Source organism: Mesorhizobium sp. M2A.F.Ca.ET.042.01.1.1, from assembly GCF_003997405.1.
Classification (GTDB): Bacteria; Pseudomonadota; Alphaproteobacteria; order Rhizobiales; family Rhizobiaceae; genus Mesorhizobium.
The window spans coordinates 14016-40173 of sequence record NZ_RZRX01000002.1 but is presented as its reverse complement, the minus strand read 5'-3'; the positions used below and the strand labels follow the sequence as shown (position 1 = coordinate 40173).

Here is a 26158-nt window from a genome sequence, read left to right as displayed (position 1 = left end):
CGATTTGCCGAGCGACGGCGGCGGGCGCGCTTCACAGCCAAAAGCTGCGTCACATCACGGAGATCCATCCGCCGATGAGACGGCAACCATCAGCCATTTTCCGTCGAAGCCTTGCTCCGGTCTAGATCGCGCTGGAGCCACCGGGGGCGATTTTTGAACCAACATCAATCGGCAGGCTGTGCTCAAGCGACCACCGCCAGGCCCGGCGAAGCACGCAGGCGGGCTATGTCGCGCGCCGGCGGTTCGCCAAAATGGCGGCGATATTCGCGACTGAACTGCGACGGGCTTTCGTAGCCCACGCGGAAGGCGGCGGTCGTCGCATCGATGTCCTGGACCAGCATCAGGCTGCGCGCGTCCTGCAGCCTGAGCTGTTTTTGGAATTGCAGTGGCGTCATCGCCGTCACCGCGCGAAAATGCTCGTGCAGGCTCGACGGACTCATGCCGACTTCCGCGGCAAGCCGCTCGATGCTGAACCGCTCCCGGAAGTTCTGCCCGATCCAGGCGATGGCGCGGCCGACCTGGGCCACCCGACCCTGGCTGGAGGTGATGTGGCGCATCCTGGCGCCGTCCGGGCCGGCAAGCAGGCGATAGAGAATTTCCTGCTCGGCAAGCGGCCCGAGCACGGGCAGCGCCGCCGGATCGTCGAGCAGGCGCAGCAGGCGCAGGACCGCGTCGAGCAGGCTGGAGCCGGCTTCGGACACGGTCTTGCCTATGGGCAAGAAGGGCGTTCCTGGCGGCGGCGGCACGCGCTGTGCCAAGTCCCCCAGCATGACCGGATCGAAATCGAGGTACAGGCAAAGATAGGGCTTGTCGGGCATCGCCTCGACCACATGACCTGTGGCTGGCAGGTCGTAAGTCACGACCCCATAGCGCCCCGGCGCATATCTGAACACGCGGTCGCCCAGCGTTACCTCCTTTTGCCCCTGGGCGACGAGGCACAGCTGCGGCCGGTAAACACTCGGCATCGGCATCGTCACGGTGGAGGATCGAGCAAGCGTCACACGTTCGATGGGAGTGGCGTGGAAGCCATCCTTCGAGGCGTTCCGGGCAATCAAGGCCGCGATTTTCGAGAGTTTTTCCATGAATGCGACCATCGCACGCGTGCGCAAGCGCGGCAATGCGAACCGCAGCTTCTGGAGGATCAGGCAGCAATCCCGGCGCATCGGGCTAACGGGCCGGCGTCGCCGCGCTCCATGGTGTCAGCAGGTTCTGGTCAGGCGAACCAGGCCGCAGAACAAAGTGAGCAAGCATGGAGCGAACATGACGATCGATAGACTGAAGAGACCCACGGTAGCACTGGGAACCTGGGCCTGGGGCGACAGCGGGCAGACTGGTGATGGTTATTTCGGCAGCCCCCTAACCCGGGCCGGCCTGGAAGAGGTCGCGGACAAGGCGCATGCGGCCGGCTTCACCTTGTGGGACACCGCCATGGTGTACGGCATGGGCCGTTCCGAGACCGTTCTCGGGGAAGTCCTGAAGCGCCTCGACCGCGGCGACTACCAGCTCTCCACCAAGTTCACCCCGCAAGCCGTGGGAACCGGCGACGATCCGGTGGCGGACATGCTGGAGCAGAGCCTGGCACGCCTCGGCACCGACTACATCGACCTCTACTGGATCCACAATCCAGCGGATGTAGCACGCTGGACTCCATGCCTGATCCCGTTGCTGAAGAGCGGGAACGTCAGACATGTCGGCGTCTCGAATCACAATCTTGGCGAAATCGAGCTCGCCAACCGGATCCTCGGAGAAGCCGGGTTCCGGGTCGAGGCCGTCCAGAACCATTACAGCCTCCTCTATCGCAGCTCCGAGGATGCCGGAATCCTGGATTACTGCCGCGGCCAGGGCATCCCGTTCTTCGCCTATATGGTGCTTGAACAGGGCGCCTTGACCGGCAAGTACAGTCCGCAGAACCCGCTGCCGGAAGGCAGCAGCCGGGCGAAGGCTTACAATGGCATGCTGCCTCAGTTGCAGGCGCTGACGGACAAGCTCGCCTCGATCGGCCAGAGCCAAGGTGCCGCGGCCGCCGATGTCGCGACAGCTTGGGCCATCGCCAAGGGCGCGACGCCGATCATCGGGGTCACCAAGCCCGGCTACATCGATGGTCTGGTCCGGGCCGCCAGCATGACGCTCTCCAGCGACGACATCGCAGAGCTGGAAGCTCTCGCTGTCGCCGCCAACGTGAACACCCGCGGCTGGTGGGAGAAAGAGATGGACGTCTGAGCTCCCTCGGATCGAGTTGCCTGCCGTTGTTCGCAAGAACTACGGGAATATGACCCGGCCGTCAGGAGGGGCGGCTAGATCCGAGCGCCGCCTGTGGCGTCGATGGACTGCCCCGTCGTCCACCGTGCGTCGTTTGACGCGACGAAGGTGATGACGTCAGCCACGTCGGCGGGCTGGCCGACACGTGAAAACACCGACAATGCTTCCGCGCCCGCACGCGCGTCCGTCGCAAGCCAGGCCGCGTTCATGTCGGTCTCGGTGACACCGGGCATGACCGAGTTGACGGTTATGCCGCGGCTTGCGAAATCGGGCGCGAGCGCCAGCGTCAGCGTTTCGAGCGCGCCCTTTGACGCCGCATAGGCAGGGTGCGTCGGCGCTGCGATGCGTGTGAAGCCAGTGGAAATGTTGATGATGCGTCCGTCGTCTCGGATGCCATTCGCCAGCGCCTGGATCAGGAAGAACGGCGCCTTGAAGTTGATGGTCATGAGGTCATCGAACGTGGCCTCGCTGGTCTGCGCCAACGGCGTTGCCACCGCGATGCCCGCATTGTTGACGAGGATGTCGAGGCCGGCTTTGCCGGTCGCGGCCAGCGCCGCGGCCTTAAACTCTCCGGCAATGCTGTCGGCAGCCGCCTTCGCGTCGCGCAAATCCGCGCCGATGGCGACAGCTCGCGTCCCCAGTGCCTCGATATCCCGCACCGTAGCGTCCGCGGCTTCCTTGTTGCTGGCGTAGTGCACGCCGATGAGTGCAGCGCCTTCCCTGGCGAAGGCGAGCGCCACTGCGCGCCCGATACCGCGCGATCCGCCGGTTACGAGTGCGACCTTGTTCGAGAGGCGCCCGGACATTTGCAACTCCGTTGCGATTTTTAATAGCGATCGATATATTAATGCCGGTCGATGGTTGTCAACAGATTTTATAGGGATCGATATATAAATGACCGAGCCTCCGAAAAAACGGGGCAGGCCGAGGACCCTGGATCGTAATGTCGGGCTTGATGTCGCGGCGCGACTGTTCTGGGAACACGGCTATGAAGGAACATCGATCGCCGACTTGACGGCGGCCATGGGCGTGACCCCGCCGTCGCTCTATGCGACGTTCGGCTCCAAGGAGGAGTTGTACAGGCAGGCGCTCGACCGTGCCACCGAGCGTGAGAGCAAGGCCCGGATGGACGCGCTACAGAGCGATATGAGCGCTTATGAGGCTTTGTCCTTCTACCTGCACGACGTCGCGACCGGCATCTCGCGTCCCGACGATCCGCGCGGGTGCATCGTCTCGACAGCGGTTGTTCAATGCGCGGCGGAAAACGAGACGGTCGCGAAATCCGTAACCGCAAGGCGCGAGGCTGCCATCAAAGCCATACGCGAACGTTTCGACAGGGCAGTCATCGAAGGGGAACTTGCCGCCGGCACCGACACGGATTCGCTTGCACGCTTCTACGGAGCTTTCGTGCAAGGAATGTCGGTTCAAGCCTGTGACGGCGCCTGTACCGAAAGGTTGAGACGTCTGGTCGATATCGCGCTTTCAGCTTGGCCGGGAAGCCGTGGTGATAGAAGTCGTTGAACGCGCTAATGCATGCCGCCATACCAAAAGAGCATTTTGGATTGCAGAAAAACTGGATGATCCAGAATGCCACCTCTAGTGCAGTGTCGCCAGCAGGCGTGCCGCATACTTCAGATCAGCCGTATCCAAGCCCTCCGCGAAACGCTCGAACAGCGGTTGGAGTAAAGCTCGCGCGCTTTCGTATTGGCTGCGGGCAGCCAGAAAGGTAGCCAGGTCCATCGCAGCGCGCAACTCCCACCCCCGTGCACCATGACCGCGGCTCATTTCGAGCGACCGCCTGAGATACAATTCCGCCTCGTCATCAGCATACGGCTTCGTCACGCGGACGAGGTTTGCTTTCCCCCGCAGCAACTCCGGCATGTAGCAAAGATCCCCATTTGCCTCGACCGATCGAATTGTCTCGTCGATAAGCGCAAGGGCTTCCGGGAACCGGCCCGTCGCGGCGAAGCCTTGAACGAGCGCGATGCTGAGCGGCGTTGTGAGCAGCTCGTATGGGGCTGCGTGAAGGTCCTGAAGAACGCGTTGCAGGCTCCGAACCCCGCTTTCTGCATCGCCTCGACGAATCGCGAGTTCTCCTTGGAAGCCTCGCCCAACCGTTAGGTAAGGCCTGAGAGAGTGCAGCTCGGCGCAGGAGAAAAGACGATTGATGTGCTCCTCCGCGCGGTCGAAATCACCAACCCAGACCAACACGGAAACTGCCCAGACCAGAGCGATGGAGAGCGTTAGCGGATGGTCCAAGGTTTCCGCATCCTTGACTGCCAGCAGCGCACGCTCCACCGCGCGATCCGGATAGCCTTGCAGCCAGAGTGTCCTGGCCAGAATCGCGTCTGCGAGAATTCTGCCGTCAAAGCCGAGATAGTTCGTCGTGGACCGGTCAGAACGGGGGCCGTATCGCAGCGCCTCTTCGAGCGCAGTCCGCGCACGGCCATGCTCCCCGTTCAGATGGAGCGAGATTCCCATCAACGAGTGCGCCAATGTCGTGGACACGGAGTCCTTGATAGTGCCAGCGATGACGGAGCAGCGCTCCGCATAGCTAAGCGCCGTCCTGAACCCTCCCGTGCGCAGATGGAACATCTGCAGTGGACCCAAAACCTGGATCTGATCGAGCGCATTGCCTCGCTCCTCGGCAATTGCGAAGCTTCTGTTCAATGCCGCACGCGCAGCGTCCTGTCCTCCGCGCGTGAACATCAGGGATACACCCGAGGCGGCCTGAAGACGCATCTCGTCGGGCCCTCCATGCGTGCTGTCGTCCAGGGCGAGAATTGCCTGGGCAGCCCAGCGGTGGCATTCGGTGAGCAAGGACATCGACAGGAAGACTGGCGCTGCGGCAGTGGCAAGCCGGATGCCGAGCTGAGTGTTCCCGTTGGGCCCGAAGCACCATTCCAAGGCTGTTCGCACATTCGCAATGCCAGCGAGGTGAAGAGCGCGCTGCGCGGCGCTCGACAAGGTCGGCCATTCAGTTCCAGTCTCCTCCAGCCATCGCAGATAGTAGGTGACGTGGCGGGCGGCCAGCTCCGTGAGTTCGGCATCGTGGACGTCGAGCTGGAGGGCATAGGCCCGCGTCGTATCGAGCAGCCGATACCGCATTGTTGCGCCTGCCGGTCTTGCGGTGATCATCGATTTGGCTACGAGGCTGTCGATGGCACCAAACACCAGAGTTTCGTCGGCGGTGGGGCTCGTCACGATCGTCAGGGCGGCCTCAATCGAAAAGTGGCCAACGAACACGGCGAGCCGGCGAAGCACCAGACGCTCGAACTCGGACAGAAGCCCGAAGCTCCAGTCCAGAGTGGCCTGGAGGGTCTTCTGGCGCGGCGGGGCGGTGCGCTGCCCCGGCCACAGCAGGGTCAGCCGCTCGTCGAGAAGGGCCGCGGTCTTATGAAGGCCGTAGCTCGCAACCCGTCCGGCCGCCAGCTCGATCGCGAGCGGCATGCCATCAAGCTTCCGGCATATGTCGGCCACCACCTTGGCATCCGCGTCGTCGAGATCGAGGCGAGCGCCGCTCGCCGCGGCGCGTTCCACGAACAGCTGGGATGCGGGGAAGCCCTGCGCAACTGACACCGTGAGCTCCGGATCGTCCGGCGGGTATGCCAGCGGCGCCAGCTTGTAAACGTTCTCCCCTTCGACCAGAAGCGGCTCGCGACTTGTCGCGAGGATGTGAGTCTGCGGCGTGTCGGCGAAGATACGGGTTGCCAGGTCTGCAGCCGCATCGATGACATGCTCGCAGGTATCGAGGATCAGGAGGGTCCGCCGCCCCGCGAGATAGGCGATCAACTCGGAGATGGCGTCGTCGGACTGTGGTGACAGCCCGAGCGTCGAGGCCACCGTTGTTGCGACCAAGCTGGGATCGCTGAGCGCGCCTAGATCGATGAAGTGCACGGCGCCAGCGAACATCTCGATCACATCATGCCCGACCGCCACCGCAACGGTGGTCTTGCCGACCCCACCCGTGCCAACGATTGTGACGAAGCGCGTGGCAATGAGCTGGGTTGAAAGCGCGATAGCATCATCGGCCCGCCCCACCATACGAATGAGCCGGCTTGGTAGATTGGCGTGGTAGCTGGCGGCGACCTCGCTGTGCACATCGTTCCGACTGCCCGATCGCGAGATCGGCGCCACAAAGCAGTAGCCTCGTCCGGCCAGGGTAGCGATGTAGCGCGCGCCGTCCTTGCCGTCCCCCAAGGCTTTTCGCAGGTTGGCCATGTGAAATCGCAGGCTACCCTCCTCCACAGTGGCATCGGGCCAGACATGAGCCAGCAGATCCTTCTTGCTGACGACCTCGTTTGGGCGGGCAGCCAAAGTCGCCAGGATGTCGAAGGCGCGTGCACCGAGGTCAACCGGCACGCCCTGGCGCAGAAGGAGCCTTTCGTTCGCAACCAGAGTGAAGGGACCAAACGAAATCATGTCGCTCGTCGGGGCTCCGGTCGTATCATGGAGTCATCCTTCGCCTGATTGAGGAGGATCCCGGCTCGCAGAAGGGCTTTTCCCACAGGACAGATTCGCGCCGAGTGACGATCTGCGGCGAGACTGCTGCTGCTGGCGAGCACTAACAGCTCCTCATAACGCATAACGGGCCAGCAGGGCGACATCTCTCTATGTGTCGAAGCAGCACAGCCTTCCCTCGACCAACGGAGAGTGATCATGCCCGCACAAACAAAACGGCTCTACACTGGCAAAGTCCGCACTACCGGCGGTCGGGACGGAGCGTCCCGCAGCTCCGACGGGAGACTGGATATCCGGCTATCGACACCCGGAGGTCAAGGCAGCGGCACCAATCCGGAACAGCTGTTCGCGGCCGGCTGGTCGGCCTGCTTCGAGGGAGCGATGGCGATCGCCGCCCGTAAGATGAACGTCGCGCTGCCTGCCGGCACAGCAATCGACGCTGAGGTGGATCTGAACGTCGATGAAGGTGCTTACTCCCTCAGCGCGCGCCTCAATGTGAGCCTGCCGGGTCTCGACCCCAACGTCGCACGAGCGGTCGTCGACGCGGCCCATCAGACCTGTCCATACTCGAAGGCCACACGCGGCAACATCGATGTCGAAATTAACCTGATCTAGCCCTCGCTCCCGACTGTCGGTCGGCCCTGACCAAACCTCACAGCAAGGCGGTGCACCAATGAATGCAATCAGAACTCCGGAAGACATCGATCATTCCCGCCGGCGCCTGTTCGGCATCGCCGCCGCGACCTTGGCGGCTGCTCAACTCGGCGCGATCCATAGTGCGAGCGCACAAGGTGCCGCTCCCGAGGCCTCCGGCTCGGCCTCCACAAAGCCTCAGACGTCATTTGCATCGCTGAAGACAATCGAAGCCGGCTTGCTGAGCGTCGGATACGCCGAGGACGGCCCTGTGGATGGGCCCCCGGTCATCCTTCTGCACGGCTGGCCCTATGACATCTACAGCTATGTCGACGTCGTACCGCTGCTTGCGGATGCAGGTTACCGCGTGATCGTGCCCTATCTGCGTGGTTATGGCACGACACGCTTCCTGTCGGACGCGACTGTCCGAAATGGCCAGCAGGCGGCGGTCGCCGTCGACATCATAGCCTTGATGGATGCCCTCAGGATTCAGAAGGCGGTCGTCGCGGGCTACGACTGGGGCGCGCGGACCGCCAATATCGTTGCCGCGCTCTGGCCGGAGCGCTGCAAGGCCATGGTGTCTGTCAGTGGATATCTGATCGGCAGCCAGGCCGCCAACGTGGCGCCGCTGCCGCCGCAGGCCGAGCTCCAGTGGTGGTATCAGTTCTATTTTGCCACCGAGCGTGGCCGTGCAGGCTATGCGAAAAACACGGACGAGTTCGCCAAGCTGATCTGGAGGCTCGCCTCGCCGCAATGGAAGTTCGACGACCCCACTTTCGCACGCAGCGCGGCAGCCTTCGCCAATCCGGACCATGTCGACGTCGTCATCCACAATTACCGTTGGCGTCTCGGCCTCGCCGCAGGCGAACCCAAATATGACGACCTGGAAAAACAGCTCTTTACGTCTCCCATGATCGGCGTGCCGACGATTACGATGGAGGGCGACGCCAATGGCGCGCCGCATCCGGAGCCCAGCGTCTACGCCAAGCGATTTTCCGGCAAGTACGAGCACCGGCTGATCACGGGCGGCATCGGTCACAACCTGCCGCAGGAGGCACCACAGGCCTTCGCCCAGGCCGTCATCGACGTCGACCGGTTCTAGCCACTCGACAGAAGGAACATTGCGATGAGGCGCGTTAATCTCGCATGGGCTGGGCTGGCGGCGATATTCGTCACAGCGGCGGGTGATGCGCTTGGAGCCGGCGCGGGTTCGGAGGCGACGAATGCGTCGCCGATCTATGGCGTGACGATCCCCGACGGTTACCGGGGTTGGGAACTGGTCGCCCCGGCGTTGGAAGCGGACCCGCTGAACGAGCTTCGTGCAGTCGTCGGCAATTCGGTTGCAATCGAAGCCTATCGTGCTTGCACGCTGCCGTTCCCGGACGGTGCTGTTCTCGTCAAGCTGGCATGGAAGCGGGCGCAATCGCCCGAGTTTGAGCCCGCTTCTGTTCCCGGGGCAGCGACGACCGTCCAAGTCATGGTCAAGGATTCGAAGAAATATGCGGCCACGGGCGGATGGGGCTTCGGCAGGTTCGTCGACGGCAAACCGGTCGATGAGGCTCAGCACCAGACCTGCTTCGCTTGCCATGAGGCGCGCGTTCGGGGGCACGACCATGTCTTCACGCGGCTCGCGCCGTAACCCGGCACCGATCCATGGATTCCCGCAGGAACCGGGGGGTCTGCGGCCATTGCCGGAGAAATCCGGTCTTCCCATTGCCTGGCCGGCCCAGCCGGCCGAGTCAATCAACCATGAAGGACATATCGGATGAAAATACTCTTTGCGGCCTTGGCAATTGCCAGCGCCTTGTTCGGCAATGCATATGCGCAGGCCAACAAACCCACCGTTGTCTTGGTTCACGGCGCATTCGCGGATTCGTCGAGTTGGAACGGCGTCGTCAAGATCCTGGAGAAGGATGGCTATTCCGTCGTAGCTGTCGCCAATCCGCTGCGTGGCGTCAAAAGTGACGCTGGCTACGTCGCCGACATCCTTGGTTCTATCAAATCGCCTGTCGTCCTCGTTGGCCATTCCTATGGCGGCTCGGTCATCAGCGACGCGGCCGAAGGCCATTCGAACGTCAAGGCGCTGGTCTATGTCGCGGCCTTTGCGCCGGATGCGGGCGAGACCGCCGTGCAGCTCGCCGGCAAATTTCCCGGCAGCACGCTCGGTCCGACCCTCGCGCCGCCGGTCACCCTCTCAAGTGGAGGCAAGGATCTCTACATCCAGCAGGAAAAATTCCACGATCAGTTCGCCGCCGACGTCCCCGAAGCCGAAGCCAGGCTGATGGCCGCGGGGCAGAGGCCCATCGCAGAAGCCGCGCTGAACGAAACCCAAACAGCAGCAGCGTGGAAAAAGCTTCCGGCTTGGTTCATCTACGGAGACGGCGACAAGAACATACCGGCGGAAGCCTTGGCTTTCATGGCTGCTCGGGCCCACTCGCGGGATACCGTGGTTATCAAGGGCGCCTCGCATGTGGTGATGGTTTCGCACCCTGAACCCGTAGCGCGGCTGATCGAGAAGGCCGCTACGGAGGCATCACGATGAAAGCGATCGTGATGACTACTCAAGGCGGACCGGAAGTGATGGAATTTGCCGAGTTGCCCGAGCCCGAGCCCGCCCCGGGCGAAGTCCTCGTCAAGGTCGCCGCTGCGGGCGTCAATTTCATGGATACGGGTGTGCGGCGCGGGCTCGCCTGGACCGACGTCCCCAATCCGAAAGTTCTCGGCGTCGAGGGGGCGGGTCGCGTGATTTCGGTCGGCGAGGGAGTTGACCGTCTCGCGCCTGGCGATCGCGTCGCCTGGGTCTATGCACCGGGGAGCTATGCCGAGCGTGCGGTACTTCCCGCCGAGGCGCTCGTACCGGTACCGGATGCGATCGACGACCGCACCGCAGCGGCTGTAATGATGCAGGGACTTACCGCCAGCCACTTCGCAACGGATTTCTATCCGGTACAGCCGGGCGATATCGCGCTTGTGCATGCGGCGGCCGGCGGTCTCGGCCTGCTGCTCACCCAAATCATCAAGTTGAGAGGCGGCCATGTAATCGGCCGCGTCTCCTCGGCGGACAAGGTGGCGATCGCCAAAGAGGCCGGCGCTGACCATGTGATCGTGGATACCAAAGGGCAGTTCGGGCAAGAGGTGCTTCGCCTGTCCGGCGGCGACGGCGTCCACGTCGTCTATGACGGCTCAGGGCCGAAAACCTTCCCGGGATCGCTCGACTCACTGCGCCGTTCCGGCACTTTCTGCTGGTACGGCCCGGTGCTCGGCGGTCCCGGTCCGCTCGATATCATGAGCCTGCCGAAGAGCATCAAGATCGGCTACGCCGTCTTCTTCGATCATGTCCACACGCCGGCACTCCTTCACGCTCGCTCCAGTCAGCTATTCGACTGGATAACAAGCGAAAAGCTGAAGGTTAGGATCGGCGGCATCTACCCTCTTGCCGAGGCAGCACAGGCGCATGCCGACATGGAAAGCCGCGCCACGACAGGCAAGCTTCTGCTCATCCCGTAATCTCCGGCATTTTCCAGAGAGCACAGCAAAAGCTCCGGCGATTGCTTTGACTGCCATCAGTCACTCTCGGCACAACGGGTGATGCCTCGTGTGCTGGCGAGAAGACCTCGCGCTCCGCAGACTAATTTCTCTCTCTAGTCTGCGGTGCCTTGCTCGAGCGTTTCACCGTTTCACGGAAACGGCGAACCGCTCTATCTCTTTGTTTTGACGCAATTCCGGACGGAAAACCGCTCACACTTTTCCTGGAATTGCTCTAAGTCATTGAAATATTGGCGCGCCCGAAGAGATTCGAACTCCTGACCCCCAGATTCGTAGTCTGGTGCTCTATCCAGCTGAGCTACGGGCGCGCAACAGGCCGTGTGTGACACAAGCCTCGCGTTCCGGTCGAGACGGCCGGCCGCGATGTGGAGTGTTCCCTAACGACTGAATTTGAGAATTGCAAGCCGATCCGGCAAAAGTTTTGTCGCAGGGCGGTTTTGCCCCTGTCGAGGCGTCGCGCGACTTAGGCCGGTCTGAGCCGGATGAAGTGCTCCTCAAGCCGGGCGGCGCAGGCCGTTGCGCGCTTGATCGAGCCGGACCGGCTGGTCGGGGATGGTGACGGCGAAGACGGTGCGGCCGCCGATCGATTCGACAAGCTCGACCGAGCCGCCATGGGCGCGGATCAATTCGTGCGCGATCGCCAGGCCAAGGCCGGTGCCGCCGCTGCGCGCCGAGCCGCGGAAGGCGGCGAACAGGTTCTCGCGCGCCTTGGGCGGCAGGCCGGGGCCAGTGTCGGTGACGGTGATGCGGCTGACGCTGCCGTGACGCTCGGCCGCGACCGCCAGCCGGCGCACGACCGTCCTCTCCTTGTCGGATGCCATCGCCTGAATGGAGTTGCGGCACAGATTGGTGAGCACGCGGAAGAGATGGTCGGAATCGGCATCGACCTCGAAGGCATGCTCGACGCCATTGATGAACTCGATGCCTGTCTCGATATCGAGCAGGCCGTGCACGTCGTCGACCAACTGGCGCAACCTGAGGCGTCGGCGTGACGGCGCCGGCTCCTGCGTGCGGCCATAGGCGAGCACGCCCTCCGAATAGGCGACGGCGCGGTCGAGCGCGCGCACAAGTTTCGGCGCGAAGGATTGCACGGTCGGGTCCTTCACCTGGCGCAGGCGGTCGGACATCAGCTGCGCGGAAGCCAGGATGTTGCGCATGTCGTGATTGATCTTGGAGACGGCGAGGCCGAGGTCGGCGAGATGCTTCTGTTCCGACAGCATCTTCTGCAGCCGGTCCTGCATCTGCGCCAGCTCGCGCTCGGCGACGCCGATTTCGTCGGCGCGCTCGGTCGGGCAGATTATGCGCCCGGGATCGTCGGGCGCCTCGGAGAAGGACAGGATCGAGCGCGTCATGGTGCGGATCGGCCCGATCATGATCAGGTCTATCGCCGCATAGACCAGCATTGCGGTGAACAGCGAGATGAGCAGCGAGACGACGGCGACATTGCGCGAGTATCTGAGCATAGCGTCGCGCAGACGGTAATCCGGCATGATCAGCTCGAATTCCTTGTCGCTGTCGCCGACCGGGCCGAAGACGCGCAGCATGCGCTTGCCGCCGAAGACCAGCGTGTCGAGCGCGCCGGTCATGCCGTTGACCAGGCCGACATTGGCGATGTCGATATGCTCGTCGACCTGCGGCGGCATGTCGGAAACGACGAGCAGCCGCGAGACGCCGCCGTCGCGCACGGCGATCGCCTTGGCGCCGATCGCCATCAGCACATCGTTCTGGGCGTTGTGCGACAGCGCGTTGGGCTCGCCCTGCAACAAAACGATCGACACGGCGGCGGCGGTGCTCAACCGCTCCTTCAGCCAGTTCACCCGGTAGCTGGCGATCCAGGGCAGGAAGATCAGGATTTCAGCCAAGAGCACGAAGGCAATGGTGAGCAGAAGAAGCTTTGTCGACAGGCCGCGCGACAGCGGCACCCGGCGCGTCGGGTTTGCCGCCGGGGTTGCCTTCTCGTTCGTGGACAGAGTTTCACTCGTCATTGACGCGCATTCACAAAGGCTTGATCGGGCAAGATTATGCGATTTGCGGCTTTTTTGCCAATTCATCGTCATCCCCGCGAAAATTGCCTCGCGGCGGGGCGGATTGACTTCCAAAAACCTTCTTTCTATAAGCCCGCTCACGCTCGGGCCATTCGTCCCGGCGCGGTTTCGATCGCGCCTAAGCCGGCCCGGCAAAGCTCCTGTTACAGAGTGACAGAATCAAGAAGGGCCGCACCCCGCGGTATTAAAACAAATGAAGCGTACATACCAACCGTCCAAGCTCGTCCGGAAGCGCCGGCATGGTTTCCGTGCCCGCATGGCCACCAAGGGTGGCCGTGGCGTCGTTGCTGCCCGCCGTAATCGCGGCCGCAAGCGGCTCAGCGCCTGAACGAAAGACGAGATCGTTGCCCGCAACCGGCAAGCCAAAGGGGAAAACTCCCGGGCGGCTTCTGAAACGCGCGGACTTCCTGGCTGTGCGCGGCGGCGAGAAACGCCGCGGACGGCTTTTTCTCGTTGAAGTTCTCGACCGCGGCGACGACCTTGCGCCGCGCGTCGGCTACACCGTCACCAAGAAGGTCGGCAACGCCGTGGTGCGCAACCGCGTCCGGCGGCGGCTGAGGGAAGCCGTGCGCGTTCACGCCGCCGATGACATGGCGCCCGGCAATGACTATGTCATCGTCGGGCGTGAAGACGTGCTTGCCACTCCGTTCGGCCAGTTGAAGGCCGAGCTTTCCCGCCGGCTGCGCGGAACACGATAGGCCAAGGGCTTTCGATGGAAAACAACCGCAATTTCTTCATCACCATCGCGTTGTCGGTGCTGATCCTGACGCTCTGGCAGGTGTTCTACATGAACCCGAAGATGGAGCAGCAGCGCGAGCAGGCCCGCATCGAGCAGCAGCGCGTCGAGGCGCAGAAGAAGGAAGCGGGCGGCGGCGCCAACTCCGGCGCGGCCGGAACGCCGGCCCCGGCGGCCGGCAGCGTCCCCGGCGCACCCGGCGGTGAAGCGGTGACCGCCGCCAGCCGCGACCAGGCCATCGACGCCACCAAGCGCGTCAAGATCGACACACCCAGCCTCGAAGGCTCGATCAATCTGACCGGCGCGCGCCTGGATGACCTGAAGCTCAAGCACTATACCGAGACGGTCGACAAGAACTCGCCCGAGATCGAGCTGCTCAACCCGTCATCGCTGCCCAACGGCTATTTCGCCGAGATCGGCTTCGTCGGCAACGATGCGACCGGCGCTGTGCCGGGCGCGGATACGGTGTGGAGCGTCGAAGGCAATCCGACGCTGACGCCCTCGACGCCGGTGACGCTGAGCTTCACCAATGACAAGGGCCTGACGTTCAAGCGCACCATCTCGATCGACAACGAATATATGTTCACCGTTTCCGACACGGTGCAGAATTCGGGAACGGCCGCCGTCTCGCTCTACAATTACGGGCGCGTCACCCGTTTCGACAAACCGGCCGTCGCCAGCACCTATGTGCTGCATGAAGGCCTGATCGGCGTGACCGGCAGCGAAGGGCTGAGCGAGTACAAATACGCGGCCATCGAGAAGGACAAGGAAGTCAAGCCCGGCAAATCCACCGATGGCTGGCTCGGCATCACCGACAAATACTGGGCCGTGACGCTTATCCCGACGGAGAAGCAGCCCTTCCAGCCGAAATTCTCGTATTTCGAATTCAAGGACGGACCGCACAGCCACAGCTATCAGTCCGACTTCCTATCCGATGCGATCAGCGTCGCGCCGGGACAGTCGACGACAATCGAGTCCGAGATCTTCGCCGGTGCGAAGGAAGTCGCCAAGATCAACGCCTACGAGGCCGACCGTCACATTCGCCAGTTCAACCTGCTGATCGACTGGGGCTGGTTCTATTTCATCACCAAGCCGATGTTCTGGCTCATCGACACGCTCTACAAATTCTTCGGCAATTTCGGCCTGGCGATCCTCGCCACCACCGTCATCGTCAAGGCGATCTTCTTCCCCCTGGCCAACAAGTCGTACGCCTCGATGGCGAACATGAAGAAGGTGCAGCCGAAGATGGTCGAGATCCGCGAGAAATACGCGGACGACAAGATGAAGCAGCAGCAGGCGATGATGGAGCTGTACAAGACCGAGAAGATCAATCCGCTGGCCGGCTGCTGGCCGGTGGCGCTGCAGATCCCGGTCTTCTTCTCGCTCTACAAGGTGCTCTATATCACCATCGAGATGCGGCACGCGCCCTTCTTCGGCTGGATCCACGACCTTGCGGCGCCCGATCCGACGTCGATCTTCAACCTGTTCGGCCTGCTGCCCTTCGCGGCGCCCGCCTTCCTGCCGCATATGGGCGCCTGGGCGGTGGTGATGGGCATCACCATGTTCCTGCAGATGCGCATGAACCCGGCGCCGCCGGACCCGACGCAGGCCGCGATCTTCACCTGGATGCCGGTGATCTTCACCTTCATGATGGGCTCCTTCCCGGCGGGCCTCGTCATCTACTGGGCCTGGAACAACACGCTGTCGATCCTGCAGCAGGGCGTGATCATGAAGCGCCAGGGCGCCAAGATCGAATTATGGGACAATCTGGCGGCGATGTTCCGCAAGAAACCATCGCCGGCGGAATAGAAGGCGCACCAGACGGCGCAGTTCAAACCCCGGCCTCGGCCGGGGTTTTTTGTTGTCTCCTGACCTTTGCGATTTGCAGAGACAATAGCTCGGTCGTCATTCCAGGGCGGAGCAAGGAGCGAAGCGACGCGCGCAGACCCTGGAATCCATGCCGTCACGCTAAGGCGTTGCGACGGTTACAGAATTCTGCACCCTCACACTCCGTGGCAAAGGTCACGGAATGGATCCTCGGGTCAAGCCCGAGGATGACGACGTCACGGGGGGTTCGGCCAATCTCCAACGTCGCGACAGAAGCGCCAGCGCCAACATTCGCGATTGGCCGTGGCTTACACCCCGGTCGTCATTACAGGGCGGGGCAAGGAGCGGAGCGACGCGCGCAGGCCCTGGAATCCATGCCGTTACGCCAAGGCGTTGCAACGGTTACAGAATTCTGCACCGTCACACTCTACGGCAAGGGTCATGGAATGGATCCTCAGGTGGCTCGGGGATGACGGCGTTGCGTTGGCCTTCGCCGATAAACCCATACGTGATTGCCTCGATCCGCCGGGGCGGGAATGATTTTCGGGAAACTATTCGGAGTTCCTGAAACTCCGCGCCTGCTCGATTCGTACGATTCCAGTCCTCCCCAAAAAGGGCTGGGCGGCTTCCGGCGCAGCGACGCCGGTGTTTGGGAGGTCGTCCGGCAGGCCGGGGTCCCGCGGGCGGCGGGATCCCGGTCCTTTTATTCCATGGCCGCGCTGTGATCGACCTTGGCCGGCGTGGACGGCTTGCGCAGCAGAAGCACCAGCGGGATGGCGGCCAGAGACAGGATCATCATCAGCTTGAAGTCGTCGATATAGGAGATGATCGTGGCCTGCAGCGTGACCAGACCGTCGAGCGCGGCGCGGCCGGCGGCGGTGTAGGGGCTCAGCGCCTGCGAGATCGCCGGATCGCCGAAGGCCGGATTGTAGGGCGTCACATAGGTGGCGATGTTGGCGTGGCTGATCTGCTGGTTCTGCGTCAAAAGCGCCGAGACCACCGAGATGCCGACGCTGGAGCCGATGTTGCGCGACAGATTGTAGAGGCCGGTGCCTTCGGCGCGCCGCTCCGGCGCCAGCGTGGCGAAGGTGATGGTGGTGAGCGGCACGAACAGGAAGCCGAGACCCGCGCCCTGGATGAAGCCGGTGCTGATGATCGTCCATTGCGAGACGTCCGGCGTCCAGCCGGTCATGTCGTACATCGCCCAAGCGGTGATGGCGAGGCCGATGAAAAGCAGCCAGCGTGTGTCGACCTTGCCGACCAGGCGGCCGACCAGGAACATGCAGGCCATGGTGCCGAGGCCGCGCGGCCCCATGACGATGCCGGCCGTCACCACCGGATAGCCCATCAGCGTCTGCAGGTAGGGCGTCATCAGGGCCAGCGAGGCGAGATAGGTGATGCCGATGATGAAGATGAAGATCATGCCGACGGCGAAGTTGCGGTCGAGGAACAGCCGTGGGTTCACGAAGGTGTCGCGCGCGGTGAAAGTGTGGACGATGAAGATGTAGAAGGCCGACGCGCAGACCAGCGCCTCGACGATGATCTCGGCCGAGGAGAACCAGTTGAGCTGCTCGCCGCGGTCGAGGAACATCTGCAGCGAGGCGATGGCGAGGCTGAGCATGCCGAAGCCCAGCCAGTCGAGCCTTGCCTTCAAGTCGAGCTTGGTTTCCTGGACGAACATTAAGACGCCGATAAAGGCCAGCGCGCCGATCGGCACGTTGATGTAGAACACCCAGCGCCAGGAGACGTTCTCGGTCAGCCAGCCGCCGATGACCGGACCGAGCACCGGCCGACCATGACCGAGACGCCGAACAGCGCCATGGCCGAGCCGCGCTCCTCGGCGCTGTAGATGTCGAGCAGGATCGACTGCGACAGCGGCACGAGTGCTGCGCCGAACAGGCCCTGCAGCAGGCGGAAGCCGACGATCTGCGGCAGCGACTGGGCAAAGCCGCACAGCACCGAAGCGACGACGAAGCCGGTGATCGCCACCAGAAGGATGCGCTTGCGGCCGAAGCGATTGGCGAGATAGCCGGACGGGGGCGTCATCACCGCGGCGGCGACGATATAGGAGGTGAGCACCCAATTGATCTGGTCGGCGCTCGCCGAAACACTGCCCTGGATATAGGGCAGCGCGACGTTGGCGATGGTGGTGTCCAGCGCCTGCATGATGACCGCCAGGATGACGCAGGCGGTGATGGCGCCGCGATTGGCGACCACGCGCGCGCCTGTCGCGGAAGCCGTTGTCATGACTTTGGTCCGGATTGCTTGAAGAGGCTGGCGATGAAGTCGGGCAGGCCGCGGGCGTGACCGGTGTCGATGTCGACCACGGCGCTCATGCCGCCGCGCAGGGGCGGCTTGCCGTCCGGATCGTCGATCGTCACGCGCATCGGGATGCGCTGCACGACCTTGACCCAGTTTCCGCTAGTGTTCTGCGCCGGCAACAGCGAGAAGCTGGACGACGATGCAGGGCTGATCGAGCCGACCGTGCCGTGCCAGACCTCGCCGGGATAGCCGTCGATGCTGATCGTCGCCTTATGTCCCGGCCGGACATAGGTGAGCTCGGTTTCCTTCGGCTCGGCCGCGATCCAGATGTCGGTCGACGACACCAGGCTGAAGGCCGGCTGCGAGGCCGGCAGGTATTTGCCGACCTGCAAGGCGTCGACATTGGTGACGATGCCGTCGAACGGCGCCTTGACGACGGAATCGTTGAGGTTGCGCTGCGCATCGTCCACCGCCGACTGGGCCTGCAGGTAGAACGGGTTCTGCTCTACCGGCTGGCCGGCGTCGCCGCCGAGCTGGGCAAGCATCGCCTGCGCCTGCGCCTTGGCGACGGTCACCTTCTGGCGGGCCGCGATCAGATCGTGCTGGGCGCTGTCGAAGGTCGCCTTGGAGGCGGTCGAGGTCTTGAGCAGGTCCTGCTGACGCTGGAAGGCGGACTCGTAATAGGGAATGTCAGCCTCGGCCTGGTCGATCGAGGCCAGCGACTGCTGATAGCTCGCCTGCAGCGTCAGCACCTGGTTGCGCACCGTGCCGAGCTGCGCCTTGGCGCCGGCGAGCGCGGTCTCGAAGGAGGCCGGCCGCAGCCGGAAGAGCACGTCGCCCTTCTTCACCGCTTGGTTGTCGTGCACATCGATCTCGTCGACGGTGCCGGAGACGTCGGTCGACACGCCGAGCGACTGCGCCTGGATATAGGCATTGTCGGTGGTCATGATCTGGCCGCCGACGACATAGTAGTAACCGCCGGCCACCAGTGCGACCGGCAGCAGCGCGAACAGGATCGGCCGCGTCAGGCTGCGGCGCGGCTTGGCGGGAGCGGGTGGAGCCACGGTGACGGAAGCCGGCTTCGGCTGCGCCGAAGGCGCCTCCAGCGTCACCGGCTCCGGCGCCACGGGCGCTTCCAGCTCATCGTCTTCGACGACAGGCTGATTATTGCCGCGCCTTTGCTCGCGCTGGCTGTCCAGGCGAATGACCTGGTCGCCTGCTCTTTCGCCGGCATTTTCTCCGTCGGCGGGCTTTCTGGGTGAGGTTCCTTCAGACATGGACTTTCTCCCGGTCGACGGCCGGCTGGGTGCAGGCCTCGAGCAGATTGGATTTGATCAGGCAAAGGGCTTGCAGCAGTTGCTGCTGCGCGTCCGCGGACAGGCCGGCGAAGGCTTCGTCACGCGTCTTCCGGCCGTTGCTGCGCATCACTTCAATCAGCGGATGCGCCTGCGGGGTCAGATAGAGGAGCCACGCCCGGCGGTCGGCCGGATCGGGCCGGCGCTCGACGAAGCCGCGCGCTTCCATCTTGTCGAGCAACCTTGCGAGGGTGATCGGCATGATCTCGATGAGGTCGGCCAACTTGTTCTGGTGGATGCCCTCATGCACGGAAAGATAGGCCAGCACCTGCCATTGCGCGCGGGTCAGCCCAAAGGCGCACGAGCGCTGCTCGAACCGCTTCCTGAGCAGGCGCGCGACGTCGTGCAGCACGAAGCTGATATTGGGCGAGGAGGGCATGGGAGAACTTCGGAGCCGGTGGACGAACTTTCGTAAGCATGCTTATTATCATCATGCACATAATCCCGCTGGACGCGGAGCGCAAGACCGACTAAGGCGCTTGGAAAAAATATCGGATGGGCCAGAACCGCCGGACCGGCTTGGGTTTCGGCAAGGACAAGACGATGAACCGGCTCAAGATCACCATGCTGGCGCTGCTCGTGGGATACGCTTTTCCGGCCGCGGCGAAGGACGCGGTGAGCTGCGGCGGGGCGGCGATGCTGGGCGGCGCGCAGCTCAACTGCAGCCACGTGCAACCCAAGGCGCCGCCGCAATTCTGCACCTTCAGCTGGGCGCTGCACACGATGACCGGCGACCAGAAGATCGTCGAAGGCAGCTTCTCGCTGCCGCCCGGCGCGTCGAACGTCCAGGTCTATCAGGGCAGCGGATTCGACAGCGCCCTTTCCAACCCGATCGTGATCTGCCGCGGCAGCCACTGAACGGTTGGTGCCGCGGCCGGATCACGTTAGTTTGATCGGACGTTGACCACCGGAACGCACTGTCTCTCTGTTTTTACCGCTCACACTTTTCCTAGAATTGCTCTAGCCACGGAGCGACCGCGATGACCGGACCCAATCCCAACATCAAGCATCCGATGGCGACGCATCCGCGCGTCGGCTTCCTGAAGCCGCTAGTGACGTCGCCCAACATCGAGATCGGCGACTTCACCTACTATGACGATCCCGACGGTCCCGACAAATTCGCCGAAAAATGCGTGCTGCACCACTACGACTTCATCGGCGACCGGCTGGTGATCGGCAAGTTCTGCGCCATCGCGGAAGGCGCGCGTTTCATCATGAACGGCGCCAACCATGCCCTGTCCGGCTTCTCGACCTACCCGTTCAACATCTTCGGCCATGGCTGGGAGGAAGGGTTCGATCCTGAGACCTGGTCGAAGGGGATCCGCGGCGACACCATCGTCGAAAACGACGTGTGGATCGGCATGGATGCGGTGACCATGCCGGGTGTCAGGATCGGCAATGGCGCCATCGTTGCGGCGAAATCGGTTGTCACGCACGACGTGCCGCCTTATGCGATCGTCGCCGGCAATCCGGCAAGGACAGTGAAGATGCGCTTCGACGAATTCACGGTGCGGCGGCTTTTGAAGGCGGCCTGGTGGGACTGGCCGGTCGACAAGATCAGCCGCAATCTCAACGCCATCCGCGGCGCCGACATTGCAAGATTGGAGGCAGCGGTTTGAGCGCGCCCGACACCAAAAGCGACAGGACTGAGATCGATCCGGAGCTGTTCACCCGCGGCTGGATCTTCATCCGCGGCGTGCCGTCGATGAAATTCCTGCCGCCGGAGGGACCGCCGGAGATCGCCTTTGCCGGCCGCTCCAATGTCGGCAAGTCGTCGCTGATCAACGCGCTGGTCGGCCACAAGGGCCTGGCGCGCACCTCGAACACGCCGGGGCGCACACAGGAGCTCAACTATTTCGTGCCGGACGGGTTTTCCGGCGAAGGCGCCGACCTGCCGCCGATGGCGCTGGTCGACATGCCGGGCTACGGCTACGCCAGCGCGCCGAAGGAGAAGGTCGATGAGTGGACGAAGCTCATCTACGAATATCTGCAGGGCCGCGTGACGCTGAAGCGCGTCTATGTGCTGATCGACGCCCGCCACGGCATCAAGGCCAAGGACGAGGAAGTGCTGACCCTGCTCGACAAGGCGGCGGTGTCCTACCAGGTGGTGCTGACCAAGACCGACAAGATCAAGGCCGCCGGCGTGCCGAGGCTGATCGAGGAGACGCTGGCCAAGATCAAGAAACGGCCGGCGGCTTTCCCCGTGGTCCTGGCGACATCATCGGAAAAAGCCTCGGGTCTCGACGAGCTGCGCGCCGCGATCGTGCTGGTGGCGAACGGCGGCTGACGCCGTCCGCCTGAGGCCGATCAGCCAGGATCAGTCCGTCTCTTCGCGTTCGGGCTCGCGATCGCGCCGGCCGGTGAGGATCTCGCGCTTGCCGACATGGTTGGGGGCGCCGACCAGACCTTCCTTCTCCATGCGCTCGACCAGCGAGGCGGCGCGGTTATAGCCGACGCCGAGGCGGCGCTGGATGTAGGAGGTCGAGCATTTCTTGTCGCGCTTGACCACCTTGACCGCCTCCTCAAAAAGCGCGTCGCCATCCTCCTCGGCAATCGAGCCCTTGTCGAAGACCGGGCCGGTATCGGGTGCCTCTTCAGCCTCCTCCTCGTCGGCGGTGACAGTGTCGAGATATTCGGGACGCCCCTGCGCCTTCAGATGCGCTACGACATGCTCAACCTCCAGGTCGGAAACGAAGGGGCCGTGCACGCGCGAGATGCGCCCGCCGCCAGCCATGTGCAGCATGTCGCCCTGGCCGAGCAGCTGTTCCGCGCCCTGCTCGCCGAGGATGGTGCGGCTGTCGATCTTCGACGTCACCTGGAAGGAGATGCGGGTCGGGAAATTGGCCTTGATCGTGCCGGTGATGACATCGACCGACGGGCGCTGCGTCGCCATGATCAGGTGAATGCCGGCGGCGCGCGCCATCTGCGCCAGGCGCTGGATGGCGCCTTCGATCTCCTTGCCGGCCACCATCATCAGGTCGGCCATCTCGTCGACGATGATGACGATATAGGGCATCGGCGCGAGATCGATCACGCGTTCCTCGAACAGCGGCTCGCCGGTGCCCTTCTCGAAGCCCGCCTGCACCTGCATGGTCACGACCTCGCCCTTGTCGCGGGCGCTGGCCGCGCGCTGGTTGTAGCCGTCGATATTGCGTACGCCGAGGCGCGCCATCTTGCGGTAGCGATCCTCCATCTCGCGCACCGCCCATTTGAGCGCCGTCACCGCCTTCTTGGGGTCCGTGACGACCGGCGTCAGAAGATGCGGGATGCCGTCATAGACCGACAGTTCGAGCATCTTGGGGTCGACCATGATGAGGCGGCATTCCTCCGGCTTCATCCGGTAGAGCAGCGACAGGATCATGGTGTTGATGGCGACCGACTTGCCGGAACCGGTGGTGCCCGCCACCAGCAGATGCGGCATCTTGGCGAGCTCGGCGATGACCGGCTCGCCGCCGATCGTCTTGCCGAGGCCGAGCGCCAGCTTGCAGGAGGTGTTGCGGAAACCGGCCGATCCGATCAGCTCACGGAAATAGACCGTCTCGCGCGTCTCGTTGGGCAATTCGATGCCGATGACATTGCGGCCCGGCACCACGGCGACGCGCGCCGAGATCGCCGACATCGAGCGGGCGATGTCGTCGGCGAGGCCAATGACGCGGCTGGATTTCACACCCGGCGCCGGCTCGAACTCGTAGAGCGTGACGACCGGACCGGGGCGGACATGGATGATCTCGCCCTTGACGCCAAAATCCTCCAGCACGCTCTCAAGCAGGTCCGCGTTCTGCTCCATCCGCTCCTGCGACATGTAGAAGCCCTGGCCTTCCGGCGGCATCTGCAGGAGTTCCTCGGAGGGAAGCTCGTAGCCGACGGAAGCCGGCAAGGGCACGACCTCGCCGGCGATGGGCAGGGAGGGTGCCTGCCTTGCCGTCCTTGCGCGTGCCGGCGCGGCAACCGGCATGGTCTCGGCAGGTGCCGGCTGGGCGGCCACTGGGGACGGTGCCTGCGCCGGAGCAGGGCTTATATCCGTCGCGTTGGAGCGCCACTCGATGACCCGGTAGAACGATGTCGCCTCGCCCATGAAGGCGGCGCGGGGCGGCATCGGTTGCGCCGACGGCGCCGGCATCGGCCTGACGGGCGGCGACACTGGAGCCGCGGGGGTCTGGCCCGCTTCATTCAGGCGCGCCCGCGCCAGGCGCTCGGCGAGGAAAGGCATGCCGAATTCGAAGAAGGCATGATCGGAAAGATAGGACCAGCGCAGTCCGCTCGGGCGCGGCGTTTGTGCCGGAGCGGCCGTGGGCTGGGGCGGCGCAGCGGGAGCGGCGGGCGTGGCGGCGGAAGGCGCGACGACCGGTTTGGCTTGCGCCGGCGCCGCTGCCCGAGCGGCGGGAGCCGCGGGAATCGTCCGAACTGAGTTGGCTGGCGGCGGCGCTGGCGGTGCAGGCCGGACGGGCTCGCGGGCCGGTGTCCTGGCCGGCGCGGCATCTTCCTGCGGGGCGGCTCGCCGGGCGAGATCGGTGTCCGGCGTGCGGGTGAACCGCACGTTCGGCGCAAGGAAGAAATAGTCCTGCCAGGCCGGGCGGCTGAATTCGCCATCGGCCGATTCGGATGACGCGGCGCGAGCCGCTTCCGATTCGCTCGCCGGCGCGACGCGCAACGCGACCACCTGCCCGGTTTGCGCCTGCGGAACCCCGCCCCGGCGCCCGTCCGCGCCGCGATCGTCGTCGCCCTGATAAGCGGAAGCGCCGGAAAGATTGGCACGGGGAAAACGCATGGATGTCATTCTCGAGACTCGCCGATTGAACGTCCCCGAGACATAGGAAGCGATGGTTAACAGGTCCTTCCGAAAGCGCATGCCGGACGGATGCCTACCGATATTTTCAGAGGGGTCGGCGGACGATCGCGACGAGCGTCACACGACGCGGCGAGGCCATCCCAGCCTTGCTTCGCACGCTATGAATTTGCCGTGCCCTGGGCCGGTCAGGCCGATTGCAGCGCCTTTTCCTCGGCGAGGAATTTTTCAGTGGCGTAGGCCTTGAGGAAGACGTCGACGCCGGATTTCACGATACGCTCGATCTCGGCCTGGGTCGGCGCTTTGGTGCGGTAGGAAAAGATGCACTGGCGGAACAGACCGGCGAGGCAGAGCTCGGTGAACTGATAGGCGGCGAGGTCGACGTCGTCGATCTTGAGCAGGCCGCGCTCTATGGCTTCATTGAGGAAAGCCATGACCTTGTCATGGCCGCGCTTCGGGCCACGCTCGTAGAAGCGCGCGCCGAGCTCGGGAATCCGGTCGGCAGCGCCGACGACGGTGCGCTGCGCCTGGATGACCTTGGCCGAGGTGATCTTGGCGGAGAGCCCCATGCCGAACTTCACCAGCGTGTTGCGCAGGTCGTCGAAATGATCGAGCACCTCATACATGTTCTTGAAGATGGTGCCGCGCTCTTCCTCGATGAGAGCCTCGAACAGCTCTTCCTTGTTTTCGAAATAGACGTAGATCGTGCCCTTGGAGACGCCGGCCTCGCGCGTGATGTCGTTCATCGAGGCGGCCTCGAAGCCCTTGTCTATAAAGACGCGGCGGGCGCCTTCGATGATCTGGGCGCGCTTGACCGGGTCCTGCCCCGCTGCCGGACGGCCCTTGCGTAAGTCGAGCAGATCGCTATCGGCTGTCGTGTCGACCATGGAAGTCGTTCCTTGAAATATTTCGAACCACTCGGTTCGATTTCCTCTTGATATGGTCCTCTTTCCGCGCTATGTCAATCGCCAATTCGAACCGAACGGTTCAGTCTGACTGACATCCAGAGAGATACCCATGTCCTCCAACGCGCCCGCCACCGCCGAAGTCCGCACGTTTCCCAACGCCAAGGTCCAACCGTCGACCGAGGCTCCGGAAATCCCTGTCCAGCCCGCCGCTCCGGTCGCCGCGCCCGCGGCTGAAGCACCCGCCAAGAAGAAGCGCTCGGTGCGCTCTTTCCTTTTGCCGATCATCGGCCTCGCCCTGCTCGGCGCCGGTTCCTACTATGGCTATAACTACTGGACCGACGGCCGGTTCATGATCTCCACCGACGACGCCTATGTCCAGGCCGACATGTCGTTCGTGTCGCCGAAAATATCCGGTTATATCGACAAGGTGCTGGTGAGCGAGAACCAGCAGGTCAAGGCCGGCGATCCGCTGTTCGTCATCGACAATGGCGACTACAGAATAGCCGTCGCCCAGGCCGAAGCACAGATCGCCACGCTGGCGAAGACGCTCGACCGCATCGACGCGCAGACCAAGGCGGCCCAGGCCTCGCTGTCGCAGGCTCAGGCGCAGAAGGTCGCCGACCAGGCCGCCGCCGACAATGCGGCGCGCGCCCAGGTCCGCGCCGCGCAGCTGCTCAAGACCCATGTCGGCACGCAGGCGCAGCTCGACGACGCCCAGACAGCGCTCGACCAGGCCAAGGCGGCGCTTGTCGGCGCCGACGCGCAGATCGCCGCGGCGCAGGCCAATATCGGCGTTCTGGAAGCCCAGCGCGCGGAGCAGGCCTCGACGCTCGCCTCGCTGCAGCTCACCCGCGACAAGGCCCAGCGCGACCTCTCCTTCACCGTGCTGAAGGCGCCCTATGACGGCGTCGTCGGCAACCGCTCGGTCGAGCAGGGCGACCTCGTCAGCCCCGGCCAGAAGCTCGCCGTCGTCGTGCCGATGGACAAGCTCTACATCGTCGGCAACTTCAAGGAGACGCAGCTCGGCCGCATGGTGCCCGGCGAGAAGGTCCGCATCACCGTCGACGCGATCGACGGCCAGAGCTTCGAGGGCACGGTCTCCTCGCTGGCGCCGGCTTCCGGCGCGGTGTTCTCGCTGCTGCCGCCGGAAAACGCCACCGGCAACTTCACCAAGGTGGTGCAGCGCGTGCCCGTACGCATCGACGTGCCGGCCGACGTCTTGAAGACCGGCAAGCTGCGCGCCGGCCTCAGCGTCGTCGTCGCGGTCGACAGCCGCACCGCGCCGGCCTCGACGACCAACTGATTGGGGGGCGGTTCGGTGGCCAATCGAGCGCCGAGCC

The 26158-nt window shown here is 63.8% G+C and carries 22 protein-coding genes, 1 tRNA gene and 1 pseudogene; 14 read left to right on the top strand and 10 right to left on the bottom strand.

The annotated features are described in order from the left end of the window. Positions 1-182 precede the first annotated feature (182 nt). The gene (locus tag EOA23_RS00610; RefSeq protein WP_245473925.1) at positions 183-1094 is read right to left on the bottom strand and encodes an AraC family transcriptional regulator; all 912 of its coding nucleotides are present in this window, start codon (positions 1092-1094) and stop codon (positions 183-185) included. Here EOA23_RS00610 and EOA23_RS00605 point away from each other — a divergent pair. Next, complete coding sequence (locus tag EOA23_RS00605) at positions 1081-2220, top strand: aldo/keto reductase (protein WP_245473923.1); 1140 nt, start codon at positions 1081-1083, stop codon at positions 2218-2220. The two genes, EOA23_RS00610 and EOA23_RS00605, sit on opposite strands and share 14 nt — an antisense overlap. A gap of 74 nt (positions 2221-2294) precedes the next feature. On the opposite strand, the gene EOA23_RS00600 is transcribed toward EOA23_RS00605, so the two are convergent. Then, entirely contained in the window at positions 2295-3065 is a 771-nt protein-coding gene (locus EOA23_RS00600) for an SDR family NAD(P)-dependent oxidoreductase (protein WP_127302536.1), read from the bottom strand. 88 nt (positions 3066-3153) lie between these two features. Here EOA23_RS00600 and EOA23_RS00595 point away from each other — a divergent pair, with 88 nt between their 5' ends. Beyond that, positions 3154-3780 carry a TetR/AcrR family transcriptional regulator gene (locus EOA23_RS00595; RefSeq protein WP_126063382.1) on the top strand — a complete coding sequence of 209 codons (627 nt, stop codon included), beginning with the start codon at positions 3154-3156 and terminating at the stop codon, positions 3778-3780. Positions 3781-3855: 75 nt separating this feature from the next. On the opposite strand, the gene EOA23_RS00590 is transcribed toward EOA23_RS00595, so the two are convergent. Next, positions 3856-6681 (bottom strand): winged helix-turn-helix domain-containing protein, encoded by a 2826-nt coding sequence (locus tag EOA23_RS00590; RefSeq protein WP_127302535.1) that lies wholly within the window; start codon positions 6679-6681, stop codon positions 3856-3858. A 237-nt stretch (positions 6682-6918) separates the two neighbouring features. On the opposite strand from EOA23_RS00590, the gene EOA23_RS00585 reads away from it, so the two are divergent. The 5 genes from EOA23_RS00585 to EOA23_RS00565 all read left to right on the top strand — a co-directional run bounded on the left by EOA23_RS00585 (position 6919) and on the right by EOA23_RS00565 (position 10860). Beyond that, a complete protein-coding gene (locus tag EOA23_RS00585) occupies positions 6919-7335 on the top strand; it encodes an organic hydroperoxide resistance protein (protein ID WP_126063384.1) in 417 nt (138 codons plus the stop codon). A 58-nt stretch (positions 7336-7393) separates the two neighbouring features. After that, the gene (locus EOA23_RS00580; protein WP_127302534.1) at positions 7394-8455 is read left to right on the top strand and encodes an alpha/beta hydrolase; all 1062 of its coding nucleotides are present in this window, start codon (positions 7394-7396) and stop codon (positions 8453-8455) included. A 63-nt stretch (positions 8456-8518) separates the two neighbouring features. Next, a complete protein-coding gene (locus EOA23_RS00575; protein ID WP_348628537.1) occupies positions 8519-8992 on the top strand; it encodes a cytochrome P460 family protein in 474 nt (157 codons plus the stop codon). Positions 8993-9118: 126 nt separating this feature from the next. After that, positions 9119-9895: an alpha/beta hydrolase gene (locus EOA23_RS00570; protein WP_127302532.1), complete on the top strand. Its 777-nt coding sequence runs from the start codon at positions 9119-9121 to the stop codon at positions 9893-9895. Continuing rightward, entirely contained in the window at positions 9892-10860 is a 969-nt protein-coding gene (locus EOA23_RS00565) for a quinone oxidoreductase (protein WP_127302531.1), read from the top strand. Before EOA23_RS00570 ends, EOA23_RS00565 begins: the two co-directional genes overlap by 4 nt. 270 nt (positions 10861-11130) lie before the next feature. Here the strand turns inward: EOA23_RS00565 and EOA23_RS00560 are convergent. Together EOA23_RS00560 and EOA23_RS00555 are read right to left on the bottom strand one after the other, a co-directional pair. Beyond that, positions 11131-11207 (bottom strand) — tRNA-Arg (locus EOA23_RS00560). 186 nt (positions 11208-11393) lie between these two features. Continuing rightward, complete coding sequence (locus EOA23_RS00555; RefSeq protein WP_127302530.1) at positions 11394-12884, bottom strand: HAMP domain-containing sensor histidine kinase; 1491 nt, start codon at positions 12882-12884, stop codon at positions 11394-11396. A gap of 253 nt (positions 12885-13137) precedes the next feature. On the opposite strand from EOA23_RS00555, the gene rpmH reads away from it, so the two are divergent. The 3 genes from rpmH to yidC are packed head-to-tail and all read left to right on the top strand — an operon-like array spanning position 13138 to position 15489. Further along, entirely contained in the window at positions 13138-13272 is a 135-nt protein-coding gene (gene rpmH, locus EOA23_RS00550; protein WP_008833937.1) for a 50S ribosomal protein L34, read from the top strand. Positions 13273-13288: 16 nt separating this feature from the next. Beyond that, positions 13289-13642 (top strand): ribonuclease P protein component, encoded by a 354-nt coding sequence (gene rnpA / locus EOA23_RS00545; RefSeq protein ID WP_095819059.1) that lies wholly within the window; start codon positions 13289-13291, stop codon positions 13640-13642. A 14-nt stretch (positions 13643-13656) separates the two neighbouring features. Beyond that, entirely contained in the window at positions 13657-15489 is a 1833-nt protein-coding gene (gene yidC / locus EOA23_RS00540) for a membrane protein insertase YidC (RefSeq protein ID WP_127302529.1), read from the top strand. Between the two features lie 721 nt (positions 15490-16210). On the opposite strand, the pseudogene EOA23_RS00535 reads toward yidC, so the two are convergent. The 3 genes and pseudogenes from EOA23_RS00535 to EOA23_RS00525 form a co-directional block, all read right to left on the bottom strand. After that, positions 16211-17754, bottom strand: a pseudogene (locus tag EOA23_RS00535) (DHA2 family efflux MFS transporter permease subunit). Next, positions 17751-19046, bottom strand: coding sequence for an HlyD family secretion protein (locus tag EOA23_RS00530; protein WP_127302528.1), 1296 nt, complete (start codon positions 19044-19046; stop codon positions 17751-17753). The pseudogene EOA23_RS00535 and the gene EOA23_RS00530 overlap by 4 nt, the downstream one beginning before the upstream one ends. Then, a complete protein-coding gene (locus EOA23_RS00525; RefSeq protein ID WP_127302527.1) occupies positions 19039-19503 on the bottom strand; it encodes a MarR family transcriptional regulator in 465 nt (154 codons plus the stop codon). Before EOA23_RS00525 ends, EOA23_RS00530 begins: the two co-directional genes overlap by 8 nt. A 116-nt stretch (positions 19504-19619) precedes the next feature. Between EOA23_RS00525 and EOA23_RS00520 the strand changes: the two genes are divergently transcribed. The 3 genes from EOA23_RS00520 to yihA all read left to right on the top strand — a co-directional run bounded on the left by EOA23_RS00520 (position 19620) and on the right by yihA (position 21411). Next, positions 19620-19982 carry a hypothetical protein gene (locus tag EOA23_RS00520; RefSeq protein WP_245473922.1) on the top strand — a complete coding sequence of 121 codons (363 nt, stop codon included), beginning with the start codon at positions 19620-19622 and terminating at the stop codon, positions 19980-19982. Between the two features lie 122 nt (positions 19983-20104). Then, entirely contained in the window at positions 20105-20743 is a 639-nt protein-coding gene (locus EOA23_RS00515; RefSeq protein WP_127302526.1) for a CatB-related O-acetyltransferase, read from the top strand. Between the two features lie 32 nt (positions 20744-20775). Beyond that, on the top strand, positions 20776-21411 hold the full coding sequence (gene yihA / locus EOA23_RS00510; protein WP_281058737.1) for a ribosome biogenesis GTP-binding protein YihA/YsxC: 636 nt from the start codon (positions 20776-20778) through the stop codon (positions 21409-21411). A 30-nt stretch (positions 21412-21441) separates the two neighbouring features. On the opposite strand, the gene EOA23_RS00505 is transcribed toward yihA, so the two are convergent. Both EOA23_RS00505 and EOA23_RS00500 read right to left on the bottom strand, forming a co-directional pair. After that, complete coding sequence (locus EOA23_RS00505; protein WP_127302524.1) at positions 21442-23901, bottom strand: DNA translocase FtsK; 2460 nt, start codon at positions 23899-23901, stop codon at positions 21442-21444. A gap of 197 nt (positions 23902-24098) precedes the next feature. After that, on the bottom strand, positions 24099-24797 hold the full coding sequence (locus EOA23_RS00500) for a TetR/AcrR family transcriptional regulator (RefSeq protein ID WP_127302523.1): 699 nt from the start codon (positions 24795-24797) through the stop codon (positions 24099-24101). Between the two features lie 130 nt (positions 24798-24927). Here EOA23_RS00500 and EOA23_RS00495 point away from each other — a divergent pair, with 130 nt between their 5' ends. Beyond that, positions 24928-26121, top strand: coding sequence for an HlyD family secretion protein (locus tag EOA23_RS00495; protein WP_127302522.1), 1194 nt, complete (start codon positions 24928-24930; stop codon positions 26119-26121). Positions 26122-26158: the final 37 nt, after the last annotated feature.